Genomic DNA, 22,507 nt, shown 5'->3' with positions numbered 1-22,507 from the left:
ATACGGACCATGTCTGTCCATCGCGCCCGCACCGGCTTCGCCGCCTTTGTCATCGGCGGCGTGGCGCTCGCAGCTTCCACCTTTATCGCCTCCGGCGACGCCCAGGCCTTCGGCGATCGATATGAGCGCTACACAGGCTATCAGTCTGAGGGCTGGCGCCCGCCGCCGCCGGCCTTCCATGGCTACTGGGGCCAGCGCCGTTGGCACCGCTACAACCACGATGGCTACGGCATGCGGCCGCCCCCGCCGCGCTATGGCTATGGTTACGGCTGGCGTTAACTGTCGCCACGTTGGTTGTGATCAGGAGGCGGGCGCGGCAGTGATGTCGCGTCCGCTTTTGACCTTCTACTCAGCCGCCGTCCGCTGAACATAGCCCAGCCGGCGGTTAAGCTCTTCGAGCAGCTTCTCGGCGGCGTCGGCGATGACGGTGCCGGGCGGGAAGATCGCCGAGGCGCCGGCCTCGATCAGCGCCTCGAAATCCTGCGGCGGGATCACGCCTCCGACCACGATCATGATGTCGGGGCGGCCGGCCTTCGCGAGCGCGGCCTTGAGCTCCGGCACCAGCGTCAGGTGGCCTGCCGCCAGCGAGGAGACGCCGACGATGTGGACGTCGTTCTCGACCGCCTGCCGCGCCGCCTCGTCCGGCGTCGCGAAAAGCGGCCCGATATCGACGTCGAAGCCGAGATCGGCGAAGGCCGAGGCGATGACCTTCTGGCCGCGGTCGTGCCCGTCCTGCCCCATCTTGGCGACGAGGATGCGCGGGCGGCGCCCATCCGCCTCCTCGAAGGCCTGGCACATCAGCTGCACGCGCGTCACCGCCGGGTTCATCTCGCCGACCTCCCGCTTGTAGACCCCAGAGATCGCCTTGATCTCGGCTCTGTGGCGGCCGAAGACCTGCTCCATCGCCATCGAGATCTCGCCGACGGTGGCCTTGGCCCGCGCGGCCTTCACCGCGAGGTCGAGCAGGTTGCCGTCGCCGGCGGCGCCGTTGGTGAGCGCCGTCAGCGCGCTCTCGACCTCGGCCTCGTTGCGCTCGGCCTTGAGGCGTCTCAACTTGTCGAGCTGCTGTGCGCGCACCGAGGCGTTGTCGACCTTCAGGACGTCGATGAACGCCTCGTTGTCGGGCTTGTAGCGATTGACGCCGATGATCGCCTGCTGCCCGGCGTCGATGCGCGCCTGCGTCTTCGCCGCGGCCTCCTCGATCCTGAGCTTCGGGATGCCGGCCTCGATCGCCTTGGCCATGCCGCCGAGCTTCTCGACCTCCTGGATATGCTCCCAGGCCTTGGCGGCGAGCTCGGCGGTGAGCCGCTCGACATAATAGGAGCCGCCCCAGGGGTCGATGATCCGGGTGGTGCCGCTCTCCTGCTGCAGCAGGATCTGGGTGTTGCGCGCGATGCGGGCTGAAAAGTCGGTCGGCAGTGCCAGCGCCTCGTCGAGCGCGTTGGTGTGCAGCGACTGCGTGTGCCCCTGCGTCGCCGCCATCGCCTCGATCATGGTGCGCGGCACATTGTTGAACACGTCCTGCGCCGTCAGCGACCAGCCGGAGGTCTGGCTGTGCGTGCGCAGGGGGAGGGACTTCTCGTTCTGCGCGCCGAAATCCTTGACCAGCTTCGCCCAGATCAGCCGGGCCGCGCGCATCTTGGCGACTTCCATGAAGAAGTTCATGCCGATCGCCCAGAAGAAAGAGAGGCGCGGCGCGAAGATGTCGACGCCCAGGCCCGCGCGCTGTCCGGCGCGGATATACTCGACGCCGTCGGCCAGCGTGTAGCCGAGCTCGAGATCCTGCGTCGCCCCAGCTTCCTGCATGTGATAGCCGGAAATCGAGATCGAATTGAATTTCGGCATGTTCGCCGATGTGAAAGCGAAGATGTCTCCGATGATCCGCATCGAGGGCGAGGGCGGATAGATATAGGTGTTCCGGACCATGAACTCCTTGAGGATGTCGTTCTGGATGGTCCCCGAGAGCTTGGACTGCGGCACACCCTGTTCTTCCGCCGCGACGATGTAGAGCGCCAGAACCGGCAGAACGGCGCCGTTCATCGTCATCGAGACGCTCATCTGGTCGAGCGGGATGCCGGAGAACAGCGTGCGCATATCGTAGATCGAGTCGATCGCGACGCCGGCCATGCCGACATCGCCGCCGACGCGCGGATGGTCCGAGTCGTAGCCACGATGGGTGGCGAGATCGAAGGCGACCGAAAGCCCTTTCTGCCCGGCGGCGAGATTGCGCCGATAGAAGGCGTTGGAATCCTCCGCCGTGGAGAAGCCGGCATATTGCCGGATCGTCCAGGGCTGGTTGACGTACATGGTCGGGTAGGGGCCGCGCAGATAGGGCGCGATACCGGGCAGGGTATCGACGAAGGGCAGGCCCTCGCGGTCGACAGCCGTATAGACCGGCTTGACCGGGATGCCTTCCGGCGTGGCCCAGGGCTCGCCCGAAGGCAGCGCTGCGCTGCTGGCCGCATCCGCCGCGAAGGGGAGTCTCGTGAAGTCCGGGATCGCGGTCATGAACGTCCCTCCAGTTTCGCCAGCGTCCGGCGTCTCTTCGCCAGCGTCGCTTCGAGTTTGCGGCGCTCGTCCGGCTGACGCTGGCTCTGGCTGTCGCTATCGCTGAAATCGAGCCCGCCGACCTCGCCTTCGAACAGGATCGCCAGCAGCAACGCGACCAGGATCACCGGAATCCAGAGCGTGTAGCGGCCGAGCCACCAGGCGACCGCCGCGATGCCGACGCAGGCCACTGTCACGGCGAGCGGATGATACATGAAATAGTGCAGCTTGGCCGCGACTGCGATCAGCAGGAGGGCGATGAGGCCCACGGCGACTACCGTGTCGATGACGGCCCGGCGCCAGAGCCCGCCATCCATATGCTCCAGCAGCGCAATCTCACGCCGTAGTCTTTCGACGCGGCGCTGGCGCAGCGGCGATGGAGAACCGGATGAAGCCGCCATCGCGCTCACGTCTTGTCCCACCAGTGGTGGAAATGATGTACCGGTCCGTGCCCGTGGCCAACCGGAACCTGATCGGCGGCGGCTATGGCCGCGGAGATGTAGGTTTTGGCATGCCCGACGGCCTCCGCCAGCTCCAGCCCCTTCGCGAGGTTGGCGGCGATGGCGGAGGAGAGGGTGCAGCCCGTGCCATGGGTGTTGCGGGTCTCGACGCGCAGCGCGTTGAAGCGCTGGCGCGCGCCGCCCTTGAGCCGCAGCAGATCGCTGCTGATGTCGCCGGTGCCATGCCCGCCCTTGATCAGGACATTGGCCGCGCCGAGTGCCGCGAGTTCGTCGGCCTGCTCATCCACGGACTGATCGGTCTCAGCGATGGCGGAATCGAGCAGCGCCGCGGCTTCTGGCAGGTTCGGCGTGATCAGCGTCGCCAGCGGGAAGAGATGCTTGCGGATCGCTGCGACGGCCTCAGACTCCAGCAGCCTTGCGCCCGATGCAGCGATCATCACGGGGTCGAGCACGATGTTCTTCGCGTGGTGGCGCTCCAGGCCGGCCGCCACCGTCTCGATCAGCTCCGCCGTCGCCAGCATGCCGATCTTGACGGCGCCGATGTCGAGATCCTCGAAGACGGCGTCCATCTGCTGCGTCACGAAAGCCGCCGGCACGGCATGGATGCCGCTGACGCCCTTCGTGTTCTGCGCGGTCAGCGCGACGATGACACTCGCGCCATAGACCTGATGCGCGGCGAAGGTCTTCAGATCGGCCTGGATGCCGGCGCCGCCGCTGGAATCCGAACCGGCGATGGTCAACGCAATGGCGGTCAAGGCTTCGTCTCCGTTCAGGCGGTCGCGAGGGCCTGCGCGCGTTCCAGTGTCTCGACGACGTCGCAGCCCATGAAGATGAACGAGGAGACGCCCGCCTGGTTCAGCGCCGCTTCGCTTTCGCCCGGCCGGCCTGCGAGCCAGATCGTTGCGCCGGCTGCGGCCAACGCCTCAGCTGCCGCCGCGCCTTCACTGGCATAGGCGTCGTCCATGCCGCAAAGGCAGGCGAGCTTCGCGCCCGAGGAGCGGAAGGCGTTGGTCAGAGCGTCGAGATCGGTCGCGCCATCCTTGGCGAAGCCGTCGCCGCTCGGCGCGGAGAAGCCGCCGGCCTCGAACAGGTTGCGCGCGAAGCCGGCGCGGGCTGTGAAATCGGCGATGGAGCCGAGCGTCGCCAGGAAGACGACGGGGCGTTGCGGCAATGCATCGGCCTTGTCGCGCAGGTTTTCGAAGGGCTCGGCCACTCTAAAGGAGGGCAAGGGCTCCGCCTGCAACGCCGCGCCGGTGGCGAGCGAACTGGCAAGCGCCATCGGCGCCACATCCAGCACCGCGACGTCCACCTCGCGGATATTCGGGAACTCGCTCGTGCCGGTGATCGGCTCACGGCGCGTGGCGACGGCCTTGGTACGGGCCGCACGCTGCTCGGTCAGCGTCTTCTGCAGATAGCCCTCGGTCAGCGCGGCGAGCATGCCGCCCTGCTGCTCGATCTGCTGGAAGGCCTGCCAGCCCTGCTCACACAGCGCCTGCGTCAGCGCCTCGAAGCCGCCGGCCCCCGCGGCCGGATCGGCCACGCGCCAGAGATTGGCCTCTTCGAGCAGGATGAGCTGGGTGTTGCGGGCGACGCGGCGCGCGAAACCGTCCGGCAGCCCGCGTGCCGCCGTGAAGGGCTGAACAGTGAGCGAATCCGCGCCGCCGACGCCGGCCGAGAAGGCGGCGATGGTGCCGCGCAGCAGGTTGACATGAGGGTCGCGCTTCGTCAGCGCGCGCCAGGCCGTCTCCGCATGGATCGCTGCCGGCTTCGGTTCGAGCCCGCAGGCCTGCTGCACACGGTTCCACAGCAGCCTTGCGGCGCGGAACTTCGCCACCGTCACAAACTCGTCCGTATCGGCGACGAGGGTGAAGGCGAGGGAGACGCGCGCCTCGGTGAGCGCCATGCCCTGCGCTTCGAGCGCGCGCAGATAAGCCACCGCCGTGGCAAGCGCAGCGCCGAGTTCCTGGCCTTCACTGGCGCCTGCCTCGTGATAGGGGCGGGTGTCGGCGGCGACGAACGGACCCTTGTAACCGCGTTCCTTCAAGGTGCCGATCGTCTCGGCCAGACGCAGTCCGATCTCCGGCCAGGAAGCTGCAAGCGAGCCATGGCTGGCGAGGACGCCGATGGGATCGAGCCCGAACTCGACCGCGAGATCGGTGGGCGCATGGCCGCGCTGCTCCACCAGCCCTGCCAGCAGCAGCGCGTTCACCCGGCCCTGGGGGGCGGGGTCCAGCCTGAGCCGGATGAGATCGAGCATCACGCCGTCGAGCGCGGCATCGAGCGTGGCGACATCCTCCGCGACGAGGCCATAGCCTCGCGCTGCCCGCGCGCCGGCAAAACTGACGGTGAGTGTGTCTGCGCCGCCTTCGAGATCGGCCAGAGCCAGGACACTGGCCTCGGCCGGGTCAGGATGGTCGAGCCGGGCGGCGACATGCCAGCGTCCGGTCTCGCTGCGCAAGGCTCGCGAGGGCGGCGAGGCGGCGGGATAAAGCGGCGCGATGCGGATGCCGTCGGCGGTGCGGCCGGTCAGCCGCTTCTCGAAATCACCGCCCTTTAGGACCTTGTCGACCGCCGCGCGCCATGCGTCATGCGACGGCGCGGGAAAGGCGTCGAGATAGGGCAGGTCGGATGGGGCAGCCGAGTTCATGCGCGCCGATGCTCCTTTCTGCACAATGTGCAGCCGTGGAGCGCTGATTGCCATGGGCGCGAACGCACCGCCAGTCCCGTTTCGTCGTAGGACGGGGTGCGCGAATGCGGGTTTAGGGCCTCAGCCTTGCTGGCTTTGCGGAGAGCCGCGCCGTCATCCCGGGCTCTTCGCTGCCGCGAAGCCCCGGAATGACGGGTGTTCAAGCTTTCAGACGAACTGGCCGAGGCCCGGGATCGCGCCGACGATGGCGCCCATCGCGTCCTCGCCGGCCTTCTCGCGGCCGACCGCGAACATTTCCTTGGAGACGGTCTGGATCTGGCCCATCGAGAGGCCTGCGCCCATGAGCTGGCCGCCGAGCGCCATCACGCCGCCGCCACCGCCCATCAGCCCGCCGATCGCGCCGAGCATCCCGCCCTTCGAGCCGCCTTCGGCGTCCGCGAGTTCCTGCGCGCCCGGCAGCGCCGCCATCAGCTGGCCGATCTCGGCTGGGGGGCCTTCCTTCTGCAGGAAAGCGAGGATGATGCCGACGGCCTTGCGGGCCAGCTCTTCATTGAGGCCGGCTGCCGTCGCGACCCGCGTGATCAATTCTTCCATGGACCCAAATCCCTCGAAACAGCCTCCTCGCGAGGCCTTCTGAAAATAGTTTACATATCTACGATCTGATTCCAATCGCGCCGGGCTTCCGCCTGCCGCGTCCATTCGTTACACCCTGACGGAACGGGATGTCCGGATTCTGATGGGCGAATGTGATGGCGAATGACGGCGCGATTCTGATCGGCAAGAGCGGCAAGCCCGAGAACCTTCTGCTCAAGCTGGCCAATCGCCATGGGCTGGTCACTGGCGCGACCGGCACCGGCAAGACCGTGACCCTGCAGGTGATGGCAGAGGGCTTCGCCCGCAACGGCGTGCCGGTCTTCGCCGCCGACATCAAGGGCGATCTCTCCGGCATCGTCGCGCCGGGCAACTCCAAGCCCGCCTTCGTCAACCGGGCCAAGGAAATCGGCGTCGAATACCAGCCCGACCAGTTCACTACCGTCTTCTGGGACGTGTTCGGCGAGCAGGGGCACCCGGTCCGTGCCACGATCTCGGAGATGGGCCCGCTGCTGCTGGCGCGCCTGCTCGATCTGAACGACGTGCAGGAGGGCGTGCTGAACATCGCCTTCCGCATCGCCGACGAGCAGAAGCTGCTGCTGCTCGATCTCAAGGACCTGCGCGCGATCCTGGCCTTCATCGCGGACAATGCGAAGGAGCTAACGACAAAATACGGCAATGTCAGCTCGACGACGGTCGGCACCATCCAGCGCGCACTGCTGGTGCTGGAGAACCAGAAGGGCGACCTGTTCTTCGGCGAGCCGGCGCTCGACATCGCCGATCTGATGCGGACCGACCGGGACGGACGCGGCATCGTCAACATCCTCGCTGCCGACAAGCTGATGAACAATCCGCGGCTCTACGCCACCTTCCTGCTCTGGCTGCTCTCGGAGCTGTTCGAGCAGCTTCCGGAGGTGGGCGATCTGGAGAAGCCCAAGCTCGTCTTCTTCTTCGATGAGGCGCATCTGCTGTTCAACGACGCGCCCAAGGCTCTGCTGACGGCAGTGGAGCAGGTCGTCCGCCTGATCCGCTCCAAGGGGGTCGGGGTCTATTTCGTGACGCAGAACCCGCTCGACATTCCCGATACGGTGCTGGCCCAGCTCGGCAACCGCGTCCAGCATGCGCTGCGCGCCTTCACCCCGCGCGATCAGAAGGCCGTGCGCGCCGCCGCCGAGACCTTCCGCCAGAACCCGAAGATCAAGACCGAGGAGGCGATCAGCCAGCTCGCCGTCGGCGAGGCGCTGGTCTCGATGCTGGAGGGGAAGGGCTCGCCGGAGATGGTCGAGCGCGCCCTGATCGCGCCGCCCATGGCGCAGGTCGGCCCCTGCACGCCGCAGGAGCGCCAGCAGGCGATCAACGCCTCGGCCATGAAGGGTCGCTACGAGACCATGGTCGACCGAGAGTCGGCTTATGAAGAGCTGATGAAGCGCAAGAACCTCAACCCGGACGGCTCGCCGGTCGAGGCGTCGACCGGTGGGGATGGCGGCATCCTCGATACCATCGGCGGCTGGCTCGGCGGCCCGAAGGAGCGCCCCAAGACCGGCCCCGGCAGCCGCGGCGGCCCGCTTCCGCAGAGCATGGCCGAGAAGATCATCACCTCGGCGGCCCGCTCGGCCGCGACCTCGATCGGCCGGCAGGTCGGCACCGCCATCCTGCGCGGCATTTTGGGCTCGATGAGCGGCAAGCGGTAATGGCTAGACGGCGTTAGCGCGGGGAATCCTCTCTCAGAGGGAGAGGGCAGGGTGAGGGGCCGGCCCCTAACCGTTCTTGTTATGGCGTGGTCACTGCCGCTGTGAGGCCCGCGCCTCACTGGTCCATCGGCCTACACCTCACCCCTACCCCTCTCCTTACAGGAGAGGGGTTCCCGCGATGCCCACGCCCTTTTCGGGATAGGTCAGCGCTTGGGGGGCTCAAGCTCCCGTCGCGAAGTCGTAGAGCAGCTTGAGGTTCAGCACGATGATGATCGCGGCGATGACGGCTGCGAACAGGCTGAGCCAGCGCGGCGCCACCATCTCGCCCATCTTCGCCTTCGAGGCGGTGAACATCACCAGCGGCACCACCGCGAAGGGCAGTTGCAGGCTGAGCACGACCTGGCTGAGGATGAGCAGCTTGGCCGTCTGCCCCTCGCCATAGATCAGCGTCACCACGATCGCCGGAACGATGGCCACGAGGCGCGTCACCAGCCTGCGCATCCAGGCCGGCAGGCGGATGCGCAGGAAGCCCTCCATCACGATCTGGCCGGCCATCGTCGCCGTCACCGTAGAGTTCAACCCGCAGCAGAGCAGCGCGATGGCGAAGAGCGAGGGCGCGATCGAGGCGCCCAGCAAGGGCTGCAGCAGCTCCTGCGCCTTGCCGAGCTCGGCGACGTCATGGTGCCCGGCCTTGTGGAAGGTCGCGGCGGCGAGGATCAGGATCGAGGCGTTGATGAGGAGCGCGAAGCAGAGAGCGACGGTGGAGTCGATCGTCGCGAACTTCAGGGCCTCGCGCTTCTCCGGCAACGTATGACCATAGGCTCGCGTCTGCACGATGCCGGAATGCAGGTACAGGTTATGCGGCATCACCGTCGCGCCGATGATGCCGAGCGCGATGTAGAGCATGTCCGGATTGGTCACGATGTCGGTCGTCGGCGCGAAGCCGCGGATGACCTGGCCCCAGTCAGGATCGGCCAGCGCGATCTGGATGCCGAAGCATACCGCGATGACGCCGAGCAGCGTGATGATGAAGGCCTCGATCCAGCGGAAGCCGCGCGTCTGCAGCCAGAGGATGAGGAAGACGTCGAGTGCGGTGATCATCACGCCGATCTCGAGCGGGATGCCGAAGAGCAGGTTGAGGCCAATCGCCGTGCCGATCACCTCGGCGAGGTCGGTTGCGCAGATGGCGAGCTCGGCGAGCACCCACAGAGGCCATGCCATATAGGGCGGATAGGCGTCGCGGCAGGCCTGGGCGAGGTCGCGGCCGGTGGCGATCGCGAGTCGCGCGCAGAGCGACTGCAGGATGATCGCCATGATGTTGGAGACGAGCGCGACCGTGAGCAGCGTGTAGCCGAACTGCGCGCCGCCCGCGAGCGAGGTCGCCCAGTTGCCGGGGTCCATATAGCCGACCGCAACCAGATAGCCCGGCCCGAAGAAGGCGAGGAACTTGCGCCATGTCGACGAGCTCGGCCCGATCGAAACGCTGCGGAAAACCTCCACCAGCGAGGGCTCGCCGCGCGCACGCAGCCACATGGAGGACGATTCGGGCGAGCCGTTGGACATGTTTGGACCTTGCTGCAACTTGTTTGCAATAAGCACTATAGGGTGGCCGTGATGCGTGTCAATGCAGTTGCGAAGCGTTGTCAATTAAAGGGCGGTCTTGTTCGGGCTGGCCCGAGGAATCTCGTGCCGAAGAAGGTTGCTGCGTCTCATGCTGCCGGCGATTGTCGGGTCCGCGTTTCGCCTCGCCCGAGAATAATGGCGTGCTTCCAAGCAAGATGAGTGCCCGGACGCAGCGGCAATGCGCGATGAGGGGCTGACGCTGGCGCGGGCGCTTGCCATGATGGCGTCACCTGAATCGGATTCTGTATCGTCATGTCTAAGCTTCCCGCTATCCTCGCCCGCCTCGATGCCGGGCTCGACGGCTCGCTTGCGCGCCTATCCTCCTGGCTGGAAATTCCCTCAGTCGGCACGGACCCGGCCTTCAATGCGCAAACGCGCCAGGCGGCGGAATGGCTCCGTGCGGATCTCGAGGGGCTCGGCTTCAAGGCGGAACTGAGGGAGACCGGCGGCCACCCCGTCGTCCTCGCGCATAGGCCGAAGCCCGGCGCGCCGCATGCGCTGTTCTATGGTCATTACGACGTGCAGCCGGTCGATCCGCTCAATCTCTGGGATACGGACCCGTTCAAGCCTGTGGTCCGCGAGCTGGAGCCGGGCCGGAAGGTCATCTCGGCCCGCGGCGCTTGCGACGACAAGGGCCAGGTGATGACCTTCATCGAGGCCGTGCGCGCGACGCTCGCCGAAACCGGCGACCTGCCCATCGGCCTGACCATCCTCGTCGAGGGCGAGGAGGAATCGGGCTCGGTCAACCTGCCGGGCTACATCAAGGCCAATGCGACCGAGCTGAAGGCGGATTACGCGCTGGTCTGCGACACCGGCCAGTGGGATCGCGAGACGCCGCTCATCACCTCGACCCTGCGCGGCATGGTCTATCAGGAAGTCGTACTGACCGCGGCCAACCGCGATCTGCATTCCGGCCTCTTCGGCGGCGCAGCCGCGAACCCCATCCATATCCTCGCGAGGATTGTGGGCGAACTCCATGACGAGAACGGCCGCATCACCGTTCCGGGCTTCTATGAGGGCGTGCACGAGCCCACCAACGCGCAGAAGGCGGAATGGGCCGATCTCGGGCTGACGGAGGAGGATTTCCTCGGCCAGGTCGGCCTGAAGCATTCCATCGGCGAGCGCGGCCGCATGCTGATCGAGCAGATCCAGTCCCGCCCGACCTGCGACGTCAATGGCATCTGGGGCGGCTATACGGGCGAGGGCAGCAAGACGGTCATTCCCGGCCAGGCCTCGGCCAAGGTCTCCTTCCGCCTCGTCGGCGAGCAGGACCCGGCCAAGATCGCCGCCGCATTCCAGCAGTTCGTCCGCGACCGTCTGCCTGCGGATGTGACCGCGGAATTCATCAGCCATTCCGGCTCTCCGGCGCTCGCTGTGCCGGTGGATTCGCCAGTGCTTCACAAGGCGCGCGTCGCGCTGGCCGAGGAATGGGGCGGACGCGTGGTCTCGATCGGCAGCGGCGGCTCCATCCCTGTCGGCGGCGATTTCAAGCGCACGCTCGGTATCGACACGCTGTTCGTCGGCTTCGGCCTCGATGACGACCGGGTCCACTCGCCGAACGAAAAATACGACCTGTCATCCTTCCACAAGGGCCAGCGTTCATGGGCCCGCATCTTGCAGGCACTGGGATCATGAGATCGATCTGTGTCTTCTGCGGCTCGAACCCGGGCAACGATGCCGTCTACGCGGCGGGCGCCCGCGCCATGGGGGCGGAGATCGCCAAGCGCGGCCTGACGCTCGTCTATGGCGGCGGCGCGGTCGGGCTGATGGGCATCGTCGCCAATGCGGCGCTCGATGCCGGTGGCGAGGTCCACGGCGTCATTCCCAAGGCGCTGCGCGAGAAGGAGATCGGCCATATCGGCCTGACCCGGCTCGAGGTGGTCGACACCATGCACACGCGCAAGGCGCGGATGGCTGAACTCTCGGACGGCTTCATCGCCATGCCGGGTGGCATCGGCACCTTCGAGGAGCTGTTCGAGATCTGGACCTGGGGCCAGCTCGGCATCCACGCCAAGCCGCTCGCCTTGCTCAACGTCGCGGGCTTTTACGATCCGCTCGCCGTCTTCCTCGACCGGACGACGGAGGAGGGCTTCCTGAAGCCCAACCACCGCGCCATGGTGATGACGGACACCGAACCGGCGACCTTGCTCGACCGGATGCAGGCCTATGTCCCGGCCGCGACCTATAAATGGATCGAGAAGGAGCAGGCCTAAGCGATCTCGCTGGATGCATCTTCAGGATATAGGAATTTAATCTTGACATCGTGACGCTGATCCTGTAGACATCAGGGACGCTCACGAAATGTGCCCGAACGAAGCCGCCGCGCTCCCCAGCCCGGCGGCTTTTTCGTGCCTGCCATCCGGGAGGCGAAGATGGCCGACGAAGATTTGGAAGCACCCGCGCCGAAGCCGAAGGCGAAACCGACCAGCCGCAAGGGCGTGGTCAGCCAGCTCTGGCGCGCCGCCAAGCGCCAGCTCGACACGCATGAGGAGCATCTCGCCGACCTGCCCAAGGGGGCGGCGGCGAGCGAGGCCGACGCCAAGGCGCTGGCGACGCTCGCCCGCACCGTGCGCGAACTGGTCGCGATCGAGGAACCGCAAGGTGGGAGGAGGGAAAGGCAGACCGATGAGCTTTCTCCCGCCGACGGACTTCGCCATGTCGCACAGCTCCGTCAGGATCTTGCTCGACGTCTTGAAGCACTTGCCGCTGAAGAAGAGGGTCAGATTTCTCCGGATCATCCTGCCGACGGCGTCGCCTGATCTCGTCGAGGCCATCGGCAAGGAGTGGGCGGTCTGGGCGCGGCCCGACCAGTTGCCGCCAGAGCCGCTCAAGGCGATCTGGCTCGTTCTCGGAGGTCGCGGGGCCGGCAAGACGCGCACGGGCGCCGAATGGGTCAAGGGCATGGCGCTGGGCCATCCGCCTTTCACCGAGACGCCGACCGGGCGAATCGCGCTGGTCGGTGAGACGCAAGGCCAGGTTCGCGACGTGATGATCGAGGGCGTCTCCGGGCTGCTCGCAATCCATGTGCGTGGGGAGCGGCCGACATGGCAGCCCTCACTGCGCCGCCTGCAGTGGCCGAATGGCGCGATCGCTCAGGTCTTCTCGGCCGAGGATCCGGAGAGCCTGCGCGGGCCGCAGTTTGGCGCCGCCTGGTCGGACGAGCTGGCGAAATGGCCGAACCTTCAGGAGTGCTGGGATATGCTGCAATTCGGCCTGCGCCTGGGCGACAGCCCGCGCCAGATCGTCACCACGACGCCGCGCCCGCTGCCGCTGCTCAAGCGGCTGCTGGCGGAACCCGACGTCGCGGTCAGCCGGGCGAAGACGAGCGACAACCGCTTCAACCTCGCCGCCGCGTTCATCCGCACCGTCACCGAGACCTATGGCGGCACGCGGCTCGGCCGGCAGGAGCTAGACGGCGAGATCGTCGAGGATAGCCCGGACGCGCTCTGGACCCGCGCGATGGTGGAGGCCGCCCGCGTGGGGCAAGCGCCGCCGCTGGCGCGCGTGGTCGTCGCTGTCGATCCGCCGGCTTCGTCGTCGCAGCGGGCGGATCGCTGCGGCCTCGTCGTGGCCGGCATCGACCGCGACGGCCTCGGCCATGTGCTGGAGGACGGCACGCTGGCCGGCGCCCGGCCGCAGGAATGGGCCGAGAAGGCAGTCGCGCTCTATCGCCGCCACGAGGCGGATGCGCTCGTCGTCGAAGTCAACCAGGGCGGCGAGATGGTCGGGAGCATCATCCGCGAGGTCGATGCCGGCGTGCCGGTCACCTCCGTTCGGGCGACGCGCGGCAAATATCTCAGGGCAGAGCCGGTCGCGGCGCTCTATGCGCAAGGCCGTGTGCGCCATGCCGGTACGTTCCCGGAGCTGGAGGACGAGATGTGCGCCTTTGGCCCCGGAGGGCTGGCATCCGGCCGCTCGCCGGACCGGCTCGACGCGCTGGTCTGGGCGCTGACCCATCTGATGCTGGCGCCGAGGGGCCGGCCGCGGGTGAGGGGGATTTAGCAGACTTTCCGCCGTCATTCCGGGGCAGGCCGCAGGTCTGAGCCCGCAATCCAGAGCCGATGTCGTTGGTGGATGGGGCTGTCGGCCTCGTTCCAAGGCTTCGCTAACGCTCAAACAGCGAGACATCCATGTTCGATTTCCTTCGCAACCTGCGCGGCTGGGCCGCGCCGGACCAGAAGCGCTCGCGCGTCGGGCCGCTGATCGCCCTGCACGAGGCGGGGCGCGCGGTCTGGACGCCGCGGGACTATGTCGCGCTCTCGCGCGAGGGCTACGAGCGCAATCCGGTGGTGCATCGTTGTGTGCGAGTGATCGCCGAGGCGGCGGCACAGACCCCGCTCGTCGCCAAGGTTGGCAGCCGCGAGATGCCGGAACACCCCGCGCTCGCACTTATCGAGCAGCCCAATCCGCGCCAGGGCGGAATCGCTTTCCGGGAGACGCTGTTCGGCCACCTGCTCGTCGCCGGCAACGCCTATGTCGAGGCGGTGAGCACGGGCCGCGAGCCGCGCGAGCTCTATGTGCTGAGGCCCGACCGGATGCGCGTCGTGCCGGGCCGCAACGGCTGGCCCGAGGCCTACGACTATACGGTCGGCGGCGACACGGTGCGCTTCCGGCAGGACGAGGCCGATCCCGCGCCGATCCTGCACCTGACGCTGTTCCACCCGGTCGACGACCATTACGGCCTGTCGCCCATCGAGGCGGCGGCCGCCTCGCTGGACATCCACAACGCCGCCAGCAACTGGCACAAGGCGTTGCTCGACAATGCCGCGAGGCCCTCCGGCGCGCTGGTCTATGACGGGCCGGAAGGCGCGACACTCACGGAAGCGCAGTTCGAGCGGCTGAAGCAGGAACTGGAGGATTCCTTCCAGGGAGCGCGCAATGCCGGCCGTCCGCTCCTGCTCGAAGGCGGGCTCGACTGGAAGCCGCTCTCGTTGACGCCGGCGGAGCTGGACTTCGTCGCGGCCAAGGGCGTGGCGGCACGTGAGATCGCGCTCGCCTTCGGCGTGCCGCCGCTGCTGCTCGGCCTGCCGGGTGATAACACCCACGCCAATTTCGCCGAGGCGAACCGGGCGCTCTGGCGCCAGACGGTGATCCCGCTGGTCCGGCGCACGGCGCAGTCCCTGGCGCAATGGCTGGGGCCTGCCCTCGGGGACGATCTCACGCTCGATCCCGATCTCGATGCGGTCGAGGCACTGGCCGACGAGCGGGAATCGCTTTGGCGGCGGCTCGGAGCGGCCGCCTTCCTCACCGATGACGAGAAACGCGAAGCGGTCGGATACGGCCGCCGCACCTCAAGGGAGGGCTCCGCATGAACATGCTCGAACAGGTCGTGACCGCCTTCGTCGGCCGCGCCGATGTCGGCCATCTCGGCCTGCTGCTCTGGGCCGCGAGCGCTTCCGGCCTCGCCTGGCTCGTCCTGCGGGAGCTCACGGCTGCGAACCGCCGCTTCGACGATTTCGTCCGCGAGCTCAACCGCTTCAACGCACGCCACGAGGGGGATTCATGAAAGCAGGCAAGAATGCGGGCAAGGGCGCTTCCCGGCCGGCGCCGAAGATCCAGGTCAAGCCCGGCCGCCCGGTGAAAGTCGCCACCACAGAGACCTTCAGCAGCTTCGTCCGCAACCTCGGCCGGCTCGAGAACGAGCGCGCCGTTGGTTCCAAAGGCGGAGACGGCCGGGAGGGCGGGCGATGAGAAGCTGCCTCGCCGCCTGCGGCCCGCTCGAATCCAAGCTGTTGCCGATCCAGCCCTCCCGCATCGGCCGGGACGGCGTCTTCGAAGGCTATGCCAGCCTGTTCCGCATCCCCGATCTCGGCAAGGATGTGGTCGAGCCCGGCGCCTTTCGCGAGAGCCTGTCGCGGCGCGGCCCCTCCGGCGTGAAGCTGCTCTGGCAGCACGACCCGGCCGAGCCGATTGGCCGCTGGCTGAGCCTGACCGAGGATTCGCGCGGGCTCTTCGTGCGCGGGCGGCTCTCTTTCGCCGTGGCACGGGCTCGCGAGATCCATGCGCTGATGCTGGACGGCGCGCTCGACGGTCTCTCGATCGGCTTCCGGCCCGAGAAAGCCCGTACCGAACCGCGCACGGGCTTACGCCGTCTCGAGCGCGTCGATCTCTGGGAGGTGTCGGTCGTCACCTTCCCGATGCTGCCCCAGGCCCGGATCGCTGCCGTAAAGCGCGTGCAGCCGGACGCCTTCGCCTGATCTCACTCTCAAGGAGCAACCATGACCCATCTCGACAACGCGCCCGAGACCAAGGCCGCCGGCGCCGATCTGACGCTGGCCTATGAGGATCTGCGCTACACGCTGGAGAGCTACCGCGCCGCCAATGAGGAACGCCTCGCCGGGATCGAATCCCGCCAGGGCGCCGATCCGCTGACCGAGGAGAAGCTGGTGCGGATGGACGCCGCGCTCGACGACACGATGCGCCGCATCGACCGGCTGACGCTGGAGCGCGCCCGCCCGGCGCTTGGCCATGAAGGCCATGCCCGCGATCCGCTCGTCGCCGAGCACAAGGCGGCCTTCGCGGCCTATGTCCGCAGCGGCGAGGCCGGCGGGCTGAAGCGGCTCGAAGCCAAGGCGCTTTCGGCCGGATCCGGCCCGGACGGCGGCTATCTCGCGCCCTCGACAGTCGAGGGCGAGATCCTGCGCCGCCTGGCTGCCGTCTCGCCGATCCGTTCGCTGGCGACGGTCCGCACCATCTCGTCCGGCACCTACAAGAAGGCCTTCTCCACCACCGGCCCGGCCTCGGGCTGGGTCGCCGAGGCCGCCGCCCGGCCGCAGACCGGCTCGCCGACGCTGGCCGAGCTCTCCTTCCCGGCCATGGAACTCTACGCCATGCCGGCCGCGACGCAGACGCTGCTCGACGACGCCATCGTCAATATCGACCAGTGGATCGCCGAAGAAGTGGAGAGCGTCTTCGCCGAGCAGGAGGGCGCCGCCTTCGTCAATGGCGACGGCATCGACAAGCCCAAGGGATTCCTGGCTTATCCGACCGTGGCCGAGGCGAGCTGGAGCTGGGGCAATATCGGCGTGCTGAACACCGGCGTCGCCGGTGCCTTCCCGGCCTCCAATCCGTCCGACACGCTGGTCGACCTCGTCTATGCGCTGAAGGCCGGTTACCGCCAGAACGCCGCCTTCGTAATGAACCGCAAGACGCAAGCTGCGATCCGCAAGTTCAAGGACTCGACCGGCAGCTATCTCTGGCAGCCCCCGGCCTCGGCCGGCGCCCCGGCGACGCTGCTCGGCTTTCCGCTGGTCGAGGCGGAGGACATGCCGAACATCGCTAACAACGCCGTCTCCATCGCCTTTGGCGATTTCCGGCGCGGCTATCTCGTGGTCGACCGGGCGGGCGTGCGCATCCTGCGCGATCCCTATTCCGCCAAGCCCTATGTGCTGTTCTACACCACCAAGCGCGTCGGCGGTGGTGTCCAGGACTTCGCGGCGATCAAGGGTCTGAAGTTCGCGGTGTGAGCGCTCCTGCTCGCGTCATGCTCGGGCTTGACCCGAGCATCTCAGGACGGGGAGACGTTCTTTCCGGCGAGAGATTCTCGGATCTGCGCTCTGCGCCGCCCGAGAATGACGCCTAAAGAGCTCTCAGCGCGAGAACCACCAGCTGAAGGCGGCGCGCGGTTGGACGGCGTCCTCCGACCGCGCCTCGGCACCGACGTTCAGGAGCCGCGCGCTGCCTTGCGAGATCCAGCTGCGATACTCGTTGATCGGGGTGATCGCGGTGAAGCCGCCACAGATGCGCCGGGCCCGCGTATTCAGCGGTCCGCTCGACCAGCTCACGATGCCGACGAGGTCTCGCGAGCGGGCCGAACCGCGCAGCACCGGCCCACCGGAATCGCCTCGGCAGGCGCCGGCGCCCGGCGTCTCGCCCCGCGCTTCGACGTCGACCGCGACCTTGACCGTGTTCTGCGTCGTGTAGTTGCCGGCGTTGACGAGCCGGGTCTCGCGCAGGCGCCGGGCCGTCGCCTTGTTGTTCTCGGAGGAAAGACCGTAGCCCGCCATCACGACGGTTTCGCCCTGCCAGAGGCCGCCGCCCAGCGTCAGCGGCTCGATGTCGCGCGGCAGCGGCTCGGCCAAACGCAACAGCGCGAGGTCAGTGCCGGGCTGGGTGCGGGGCGTCGTACCGGGTACGAAGCTCGGATGCGGCAGCACTGCGACCACCATCTGGCGCCGTGCCCGGAAGCGCTGGTCGAGGCTGACCACGCTGATCGAACCGCCGCCCATGAGGCAATGCGCCGCCGTCAGCACGATCTCCGGCGCGATGACGGCACCGGAGCAGAGCTCGCCCCGGCTGGTCTCGACCCGCACGGTCCACGCCCGCGGGCCGAGGGCATCGCGCGAATCGACCCCGCCGACGACGGCGGCAGCCGGCTCTGCGAGCAGCGCCGCTGCAAAGGACAGGGCGAAGGCGAATGACGTTCGGGAGATCATGAAGCGAACCGGTTGATGTGGAATCAATCTAGGGTCTGTCGGGCAGCGAGGACAAGTATCGCCCTGCGTTCCATCAGGGGATGCCATTCCAGCGCGCGCTTTCGCCCCATCGCGAGAGCGTGGCGTCGATCCAGCTCCGCTGCGGCGCGACCAGAACGCCCTGGCTCAGAAGCCCGCAATTCTTCCCCTTCGGTCCCGTCGACCAGCTCGTGACGGCGACGATACCGTCACCAGAGAGCATGGGGCCGCCGGAATCGCCCTGGCAGGCGCTGGCGCCCGGCCGCTTGCCGGCCCCGGCCGGATCGGCCGCCCAGATCAGGATGCGGCCCGGACCATAGGGCTCGACGGCTGAAAGAGCCGCGGAGCGGTAGGTCCCGGTGCTTCGGGCATCGCCCTCGCGGGCGACACCGTAGCCGGCGAGCGTGACAGGGCTGCCGACGCGCGGCAGCGGGCCATCCACAAGTTCCGCTGCGCCGAACCGGCCGGGCAGGGGATCGGTCAGCCTGACGAGCGCCAGGTCGATCGAGCGGCGGCGGCTTTGGATCGCCCCGGCGTCGAATTCCGGATGCAGCGCGACCGCAGCGGGCGCGACGAGCACCGGCTCACCGCTCTCGCGCCAGTGGACGCGCAGTTCAGCGCCGCCGGCAGCGCAATGCGCGGCCGTCAAGATGGCGCGCGCGGACAACACGATCCCGGTGCAGACCCCGCCGCGGGCGTTGAGCACCATCAATGTCGAGCCGGCAGCCGGCCCGCCTTCGCGCCCGCCGACCACGGCCTGCGCGGGCAGGGCCCCAAGAGCGCAGGCGAAGCCGAGCGCGACGATCCGTTCTGCGATGCCCATCAGATCCTCCTGAGGTGGCTGATAGCGCGTCGCGGCCGCCAGATGAACCCTTGCAGATGAACTGTTGAAGGAAGCGAAGATGACGCCGCTCGCGCTCGCACCGCCGGAGATGGAGCCCGTGACCCTGGCCGAGGCCCGGCAATTCCTGCGCCTCGACCAGACCGAAGAGGACGATCTCCTCGCCACGCTGATCACCGCGGCGCGGCTGATGATCGAGGCGGCGGCAGGCCGCTGCCTGGTCGAGCAGCCCTGGCGGATCGTGCTCGATCGCTGGCCCGCGAGCGGCGAGATCCGGCTGCCGCTCTCCCCCTTGATGCGAATCCAGGCGGCGCGCGTCTACGACGTGCTGGGCAGTGCACAGCCGGTTGCCGGCGCGGCGCTGACGCTGGACAAGACGGCCGATCCTCCCCTGATCCGCGTGACGGGCGAAGTGCCTGAGATCGGCCGGACCCACGGCGCCATCGAGATCGACATCGCCGCAGGTTATGGCGCTACGGCCGCCGCCGTTCCGGCCCCGCTGCGCCAGGCCGTGCTGCGTCTCGCGGCCCGCTGGTTCGAGGAGCGTGGCGACGTCGCGAGCCGCGATGCGCAGTCGCTGCCGAGGGCGGTTGCCGCGCTGATAGCGCCCTTCCGCCGGGGGAGGCTTTGAGCCATGCCGGGCCATGGCAAGACCCCGATAGGCCGGTTGCGGCGCAGGCTCGTGCTGGAGGCGCCGGTTGCGACGCCGGACGGCCTCGGTGGCGCAACTCGGGCCTTCGAGATTGTCGGCGCCTTCTGGGCGCAGATGGAATGGCTCTCCGGCTCCGAGGTCTGGCGGCGGGGGCGACCAGAGCAGGTCGGCACGTATCGCGTCACGCTGCGATGGCGCGGCGATCTCGATGCCGGCAAGCGCCTGCGCGACGGTGACCGCATCTTCGACGTCCGCTCGGTAGCCGATCCGGATGGCTCGCGCCGGCACCTCACCTGCCTCGTCGAGGAGGAGACGCCATGAGCGACGCCATCCTCGCCCTGCGCGCTGCGATTCAGACGCGGCTGGCGGCGGATGCGGCGCTGACGACGCTGATCGGCCCCGGACGCATCCACGACGAGGCCCCGCGCGCCATGCGCGGCCTCTACGTGACCCATGGCGAGGCCGAGGCCAGCGACTGGTCGACGGGCACGGAGCGCGGCTGCGAGCAGGAGTTCAACCTCTACGTCTGGGCAGCGGAGAGCGCTTCCTCCCGGCAGGCGCTCGAGGCGGCAGGCCTGATCGTCGCCGCGCTCGATGAGGCGGAGTTCACTGTGGCGGGCCACGCCCTCGTCAATCTGCGCTGGCTGTCGAGCCGCCTCGCACGGGAGGCCCGCAAAGGGGTTCCCTTCGTGATGATCCGCTTCCGCGCCGTCACCGAAACACTTTGATTGATGGAAGGAGAGGCCGCATGCCGGCACAGAAGGGCAAGGATCTGCTGCTCAAGGCGGCGGATGGCGAGGCTTTCGTCACCGTGGCGGGCCTGAGGGCGCGCCAGATCGCGTTCAACGCCGAGACGGTCGACGTAACCCATGCGGAATCGGCCGGGCGCTGGCGCGAGCTGCTGGCCGGCGCCGGCGTGCGCCGGGCCAGCATCTCGGGCTCGGGCATCTTCAAGGACGAGGCCTCTGACGCGCTGGTGCGCCAGACCTTCTTCGATGGCGCGATCCGCAGCTGGCAGGTCGTCGTGCCGGATTTCGGCACGGTCGAGGGGCCGTTCCAGCTCACCAGCCTGGAATATCGCGGCGACCATGCCGCCGAGGTCACCTTCGATCTCTCGCTGGAATCGGCCGGCCAACTCGCCTTCACGGCGCTCTGAGGAGAATGCAGATGGTCAATCGTCATCGCGGCGAGACCGCGCTCATGGTCGCTGGGCAATCCCTGCCGATGCGGCTCACGCTCGGCGCACTTGCCGAACTCGAGGAAGCCTTCGCCGTCGACAGCCTGCCGGCGCTGGGCGAGCACTTCATCGGCGGGCAGCTCTCCGCCCGCGACATCATCCGCATCATCGCCGCCGGCCTGCGTGGCGCGGGGCAGGCGATCCGCGACGAGGATGTCGCGGGGCTCTCCTTCGACGGCGGGCTGAACGGTGTGATCTCGGCCGCCATCACCCTGCTCGAAGCAACCTTCGGCGGGAGCGACGAAGCCCGCCCTCCGCAGCCGCCGGCGGCCTGAGCGCCCCGGCGGATTTTCCCTGGGAGGATGTCATGGCCTTCGGGCTCGGCCGGCTGCGCTGGCCGCCCGAGCAGTTCTGGGCCGCGACGCCGCGTGAGATTGCCGCCGCGCTCCACGCGCATCGCCCGGAGCAGAGCGGCGTGGCTGACCGGGCCGGCCTCGCCGCGCTGATGGCCGCCTTCCCCGATGCCTGAGTCAGGCTCCTCAACCAATGTCTCAAGAGGTTCCCATGGCCGACGAAGATCTCGTCGATTCCACCCGCCTGTCCGGCATCCGGACGATGGACAAGCTGACTCAATCTCTGAACCGTTCCTCGGAAATCTTTGGTAAATCGATCGTAAATGCGTTCTCGAAGGGCATCGTCGAGGGCAAGCGCTTCGAGGATGTCCTGCGCGGCGTCGGTCGGACGATGACCGACAGCCTGCTCAAGATGGCGCTGACGCCGCTGCAGGGCACGCTCTCCAGCCTGCTCGGTTCTGGCATGAAAAGCCTTACGGGTCTCTTCACCGGAAGCCTCGGTCTGGCCAGGGCCAGCGCTCCAGGCTCATCCGTCATGCCCTTCGCCCAGGGCGGCATCGTCGCCGCGCCCTCCTATTTCCCGACCGGACGCGGGCTCGGCCTGATGGGCGAGCAGGGCGCCGAGGCGATCATGCCGCTCTCACGGGGGCTGGATGGGAGGCTCGGCGTGCGCGCCGCGGGCGGAGCGGCTCGGCCGCTCAGCGTGATGGTCCAGGTCTCGACACCTGATGCCGAAAGCTTTCGCCGATCCGAGGCGCAGGTATCGGCCGCGATCGCCCGCGCCGTCGCGCGCGGCAGCCGCGCGCTCTGAAGCGGAGCACGTCATGACCGATTTCCACGAGGCCCGCTTTCCGCTCGATGTCGCCCGCGGCGCGCGCGGCGGGCCGGAGCGGCAGACGCAGATCGTCACGCTCGCCTCGGGCCGCGAGGTCCGCAACAGCCGCTGGGCCCATTCGCGCCGTCGCTACGATGCCGGACTCGGCGTGCGTGGCCTCGATGCGTTGGCGGCGGTGGTGAGCTTCTTCGAGGAGCGCCGCGGCCGGCTCTACGGCTTCCGCTGGCGCGACCGGCTCGACTGGAAGAGCGGCACGCCCTCGCAGGAGCCGGCAGCGACCGACCAGGTGATCGGAGTCGGCGATGGGGCGACTGCCGCCTTCCAGCTCTGCAAGGCCTATGGCGAAGGCACATCCGCCTATAGCCGCACCATCACCAAGCCCTGCGACGGCACGGTGCGGATCGCGCTCGACGGTGTCGAGCAGCCGGCCGGGAGCTTCATCTGCGATCCGGCGACCGGGCTGGTCACTTTCGGGCCGGGTTCCATTCCTCCGCCGGCCGCGGTCATCAGCGCCGGCTTCGCTTTCGACGTGCCCGTCCGCTTCGACACGGACGCGATCGAGGTCGATCTCTCCGCCTTCGAGGCCGGCGAAATCCCGCGCATCCCCGTCGTCGAGATCATTCCCTGAGGTGCCTT

27 protein-coding genes are annotated in these 22,507 nt (G+C 68.1%); 19 read left to right on the top strand and 8 right to left on the bottom strand.

The genetic code is table 11. The features are described 5' to 3' along the window. Positions 1 to 9 precede the first annotated feature (9 nt). Complete coding sequence (locus BoBH3_RS22050) at positions 10 to 279, top strand: hypothetical protein (protein WP_262333004.1); 270 nt, start codon at positions 10 to 12, stop codon at positions 277 to 279. A gap of 66 nt (positions 280 to 345) precedes the next feature. On the opposite strand, the gene scpA is transcribed toward BoBH3_RS22050, so the two are convergent. The 5 genes from scpA to BoBH3_RS22025 form a co-directional block, all read right to left on the bottom strand. Beyond that, positions 346 to 2,508: a methylmalonyl-CoA mutase gene (gene scpA / locus BoBH3_RS22045; RefSeq protein WP_262333003.1), complete on the bottom strand. Its 2,163-nt coding sequence runs from the start codon at positions 2,506 to 2,508 to the stop codon at positions 346 to 348. Further along, on the bottom strand, positions 2,505 to 2,948 hold the full coding sequence (locus BoBH3_RS22040) for a hypothetical protein (protein ID WP_262333002.1): 444 nt from the start codon (positions 2,946 to 2,948) through the stop codon (positions 2,505 to 2,507). Before BoBH3_RS22040 ends, scpA begins: the two co-directional genes overlap by 4 nt. 5 nt (positions 2,949 to 2,953) lie before the next feature. Then, positions 2,954 to 3,763, bottom strand: a complete 810-nt coding sequence (gene thiD, locus BoBH3_RS22035) for a bifunctional hydroxymethylpyrimidine kinase/phosphomethylpyrimidine kinase (RefSeq protein ID WP_262333001.1) — start codon at positions 3,761 to 3,763, stop codon at positions 2,954 to 2,956. Between the two features lie 14 nt (positions 3,764 to 3,777). Continuing rightward, on the bottom strand, positions 3,778 to 5,655 hold the full coding sequence (locus tag BoBH3_RS22030; RefSeq protein ID WP_262333000.1) for a methylmalonyl-CoA mutase subunit beta: 1,878 nt from the start codon (positions 5,653 to 5,655) through the stop codon (positions 3,778 to 3,780). 207 nt (positions 5,656 to 5,862) lie between these two features. After that, positions 5,863 to 6,249, bottom strand: a complete 387-nt coding sequence (locus tag BoBH3_RS22025; RefSeq protein WP_262332999.1) for a DUF2267 domain-containing protein — start codon at positions 6,247 to 6,249, stop codon at positions 5,863 to 5,865. 155 nt (positions 6,250 to 6,404) lie between these two features. On the opposite strand from BoBH3_RS22025, the gene BoBH3_RS22020 reads away from it, so the two are divergent. Beyond that, positions 6,405 to 7,937, top strand: a complete 1,533-nt coding sequence (locus tag BoBH3_RS22020) for a helicase HerA-like domain-containing protein (protein ID WP_262332998.1) — start codon at positions 6,405 to 6,407, stop codon at positions 7,935 to 7,937. Positions 7,938 to 8,156: 219 nt separating this feature from the next. Here BoBH3_RS22020 and BoBH3_RS22015 read toward each other — a convergent pair whose 3' ends face one another. Continuing rightward, positions 8,157 to 9,500, bottom strand: coding sequence for an Nramp family divalent metal transporter (locus BoBH3_RS22015; protein WP_262332997.1), 1,344 nt, complete (start codon positions 9,498 to 9,500; stop codon positions 8,157 to 8,159). 312 nt (positions 9,501 to 9,812) lie between these two features. Between BoBH3_RS22015 and BoBH3_RS22010 the strand changes: the two genes are divergently transcribed. The 9 genes from BoBH3_RS22010 (at position 9,813) to BoBH3_RS21970 (ending at position 17,026) form a co-directional block, all read left to right on the top strand. Continuing rightward, positions 9,813 to 11,195 carry a M20/M25/M40 family metallo-hydrolase gene (locus tag BoBH3_RS22010; protein ID WP_262332996.1) on the top strand — a complete coding sequence of 461 codons (1,383 nt, stop codon included), beginning with the start codon at positions 9,813 to 9,815 and terminating at the stop codon, positions 11,193 to 11,195. After that, positions 11,192 to 11,773 carry an LOG family protein gene (locus BoBH3_RS22005; RefSeq protein ID WP_262332995.1) on the top strand — a complete coding sequence of 194 codons (582 nt, stop codon included), beginning with the start codon at positions 11,192 to 11,194 and terminating at the stop codon, positions 11,771 to 11,773. The genes BoBH3_RS22010 and BoBH3_RS22005 overlap by 4 nt, the downstream gene beginning before the upstream one ends. 159 nt (positions 11,774 to 11,932) lie before the next feature. Further along, on the top strand, positions 11,933 to 12,319 hold the full coding sequence (locus BoBH3_RS22000; protein ID WP_262332994.1) for a hypothetical protein: 387 nt from the start codon (positions 11,933 to 11,935) through the stop codon (positions 12,317 to 12,319). Then, on the top strand, positions 12,216 to 13,562 hold the full coding sequence (locus BoBH3_RS21995; protein ID WP_262332993.1) for a DNA-packaging protein: 1,347 nt from the start codon (positions 12,216 to 12,218) through the stop codon (positions 13,560 to 13,562). The genes BoBH3_RS22000 and BoBH3_RS21995 overlap by 104 nt, the downstream gene beginning before the upstream one ends. Before the next feature lie 128 nt (positions 13,563 to 13,690). Beyond that, positions 13,691 to 14,872 (top strand): phage portal protein, encoded by a 1,182-nt coding sequence (locus tag BoBH3_RS21990; RefSeq protein ID WP_262332992.1) that lies wholly within the window; start codon positions 13,691 to 13,693, stop codon positions 14,870 to 14,872. After that, positions 14,869 to 15,066 (top strand): hypothetical protein, encoded by a 198-nt coding sequence (locus BoBH3_RS21985; protein WP_262332991.1) that lies wholly within the window; start codon positions 14,869 to 14,871, stop codon positions 15,064 to 15,066. The genes BoBH3_RS21990 and BoBH3_RS21985 overlap by 4 nt, the downstream gene beginning before the upstream one ends. Continuing rightward, a complete protein-coding gene (locus BoBH3_RS21980; protein WP_262332990.1) occupies positions 15,063 to 15,251 on the top strand; it encodes a hypothetical protein in 189 nt (62 codons plus the stop codon). The genes BoBH3_RS21985 and BoBH3_RS21980 overlap by 4 nt, the downstream gene beginning before the upstream one ends. Then, complete coding sequence (locus BoBH3_RS21975) at positions 15,248 to 15,757, top strand: HK97 family phage prohead protease (protein ID WP_262332989.1); 510 nt, start codon at positions 15,248 to 15,250, stop codon at positions 15,755 to 15,757. Before BoBH3_RS21980 ends, BoBH3_RS21975 begins: the two co-directional genes overlap by 4 nt. A 21-nt stretch (positions 15,758 to 15,778) precedes the next feature. Next, positions 15,779 to 17,026 (top strand): phage major capsid protein, encoded by a 1,248-nt coding sequence (locus tag BoBH3_RS21970; RefSeq protein ID WP_262332988.1) that lies wholly within the window; start codon positions 15,779 to 15,781, stop codon positions 17,024 to 17,026. 123 nt (positions 17,027 to 17,149) lie between these two features. Here BoBH3_RS21970 and BoBH3_RS21965 read toward each other — a convergent pair whose 3' ends face one another. Both BoBH3_RS21965 and BoBH3_RS21960 read right to left on the bottom strand, forming a co-directional pair. After that, complete coding sequence (locus tag BoBH3_RS21965) at positions 17,150 to 17,995, bottom strand: S1 family peptidase (protein ID WP_262332987.1); 846 nt, start codon at positions 17,993 to 17,995, stop codon at positions 17,150 to 17,152. Between the two features lie 73 nt (positions 17,996 to 18,068). Continuing rightward, the gene (locus BoBH3_RS21960) at positions 18,069 to 18,836 is read right to left on the bottom strand and encodes a S1 family peptidase (protein ID WP_262332986.1); all 768 of its coding nucleotides are present in this window, start codon (positions 18,834 to 18,836) and stop codon (positions 18,069 to 18,071) included. 79 nt (positions 18,837 to 18,915) lie between these two features. Between BoBH3_RS21960 and BoBH3_RS21955 the strand changes: the two genes are divergently transcribed. The 8 genes from BoBH3_RS21955 to BoBH3_RS21920 are packed head-to-tail and all read left to right on the top strand — an operon-like array spanning position 18,916 to position 22,499. Then, entirely contained in the window at positions 18,916 to 19,485 is a 570-nt protein-coding gene (locus BoBH3_RS21955; protein ID WP_262332985.1) for a head-tail connector protein, read from the top strand. 3 nt (positions 19,486 to 19,488) lie between these two features. Next, the gene (locus BoBH3_RS21950) at positions 19,489 to 19,827 is read left to right on the top strand and encodes a phage head closure protein (RefSeq protein WP_262332984.1); all 339 of its coding nucleotides are present in this window, start codon (positions 19,489 to 19,491) and stop codon (positions 19,825 to 19,827) included. Next, positions 19,824 to 20,234: a DUF3168 domain-containing protein gene (locus BoBH3_RS21945; protein ID WP_262332983.1), complete on the top strand. Its 411-nt coding sequence runs from the start codon at positions 19,824 to 19,826 to the stop codon at positions 20,232 to 20,234. The genes BoBH3_RS21950 and BoBH3_RS21945 overlap by 4 nt, the downstream gene beginning before the upstream one ends. Positions 20,235 to 20,254: 20 nt before the next feature. Beyond that, entirely contained in the window at positions 20,255 to 20,662 is a 408-nt protein-coding gene (locus BoBH3_RS21940) for a phage major tail protein, TP901-1 family (protein WP_262332982.1), read from the top strand. Between the two features lie 11 nt (positions 20,663 to 20,673). Continuing rightward, positions 20,674 to 21,018 carry a gene transfer agent family protein gene (locus BoBH3_RS21935; protein WP_262332981.1) on the top strand — a complete coding sequence of 115 codons (345 nt, stop codon included), beginning with the start codon at positions 20,674 to 20,676 and terminating at the stop codon, positions 21,016 to 21,018. Then, positions 21,015 to 21,212 carry a rcc01693 family protein gene (locus BoBH3_RS21930; protein WP_262333075.1) on the top strand — a complete coding sequence of 66 codons (198 nt, stop codon included), beginning with the start codon at positions 21,015 to 21,017 and terminating at the stop codon, positions 21,210 to 21,212. Before BoBH3_RS21935 ends, BoBH3_RS21930 begins: the two co-directional genes overlap by 4 nt. A gap of 35 nt (positions 21,213 to 21,247) precedes the next feature. Further along, positions 21,248 to 21,847, top strand: coding sequence for a phage tail tape measure protein (locus tag BoBH3_RS21925; protein WP_262332980.1), 600 nt, complete (start codon positions 21,248 to 21,250; stop codon positions 21,845 to 21,847). A 13-nt stretch (positions 21,848 to 21,860) separates the two neighbouring features. Beyond that, positions 21,861 to 22,499 carry a DUF2460 domain-containing protein gene (locus BoBH3_RS21920; protein WP_262332979.1) on the top strand — a complete coding sequence of 213 codons (639 nt, stop codon included), beginning with the start codon at positions 21,861 to 21,863 and terminating at the stop codon, positions 22,497 to 22,499. Positions 22,500 to 22,507 lie beyond the last annotated feature (8 nt).

The organism is Allobosea sp. BH3, assembly GCF_025499465.1.
Taxonomy (GTDB): domain Bacteria; phylum Pseudomonadota; class Alphaproteobacteria; order Rhizobiales; family Beijerinckiaceae; genus Allobosea.
Note: the sequence above shows the minus strand (reverse complement) of the source record. Positions and strands in the feature narration are given on the sequence as shown.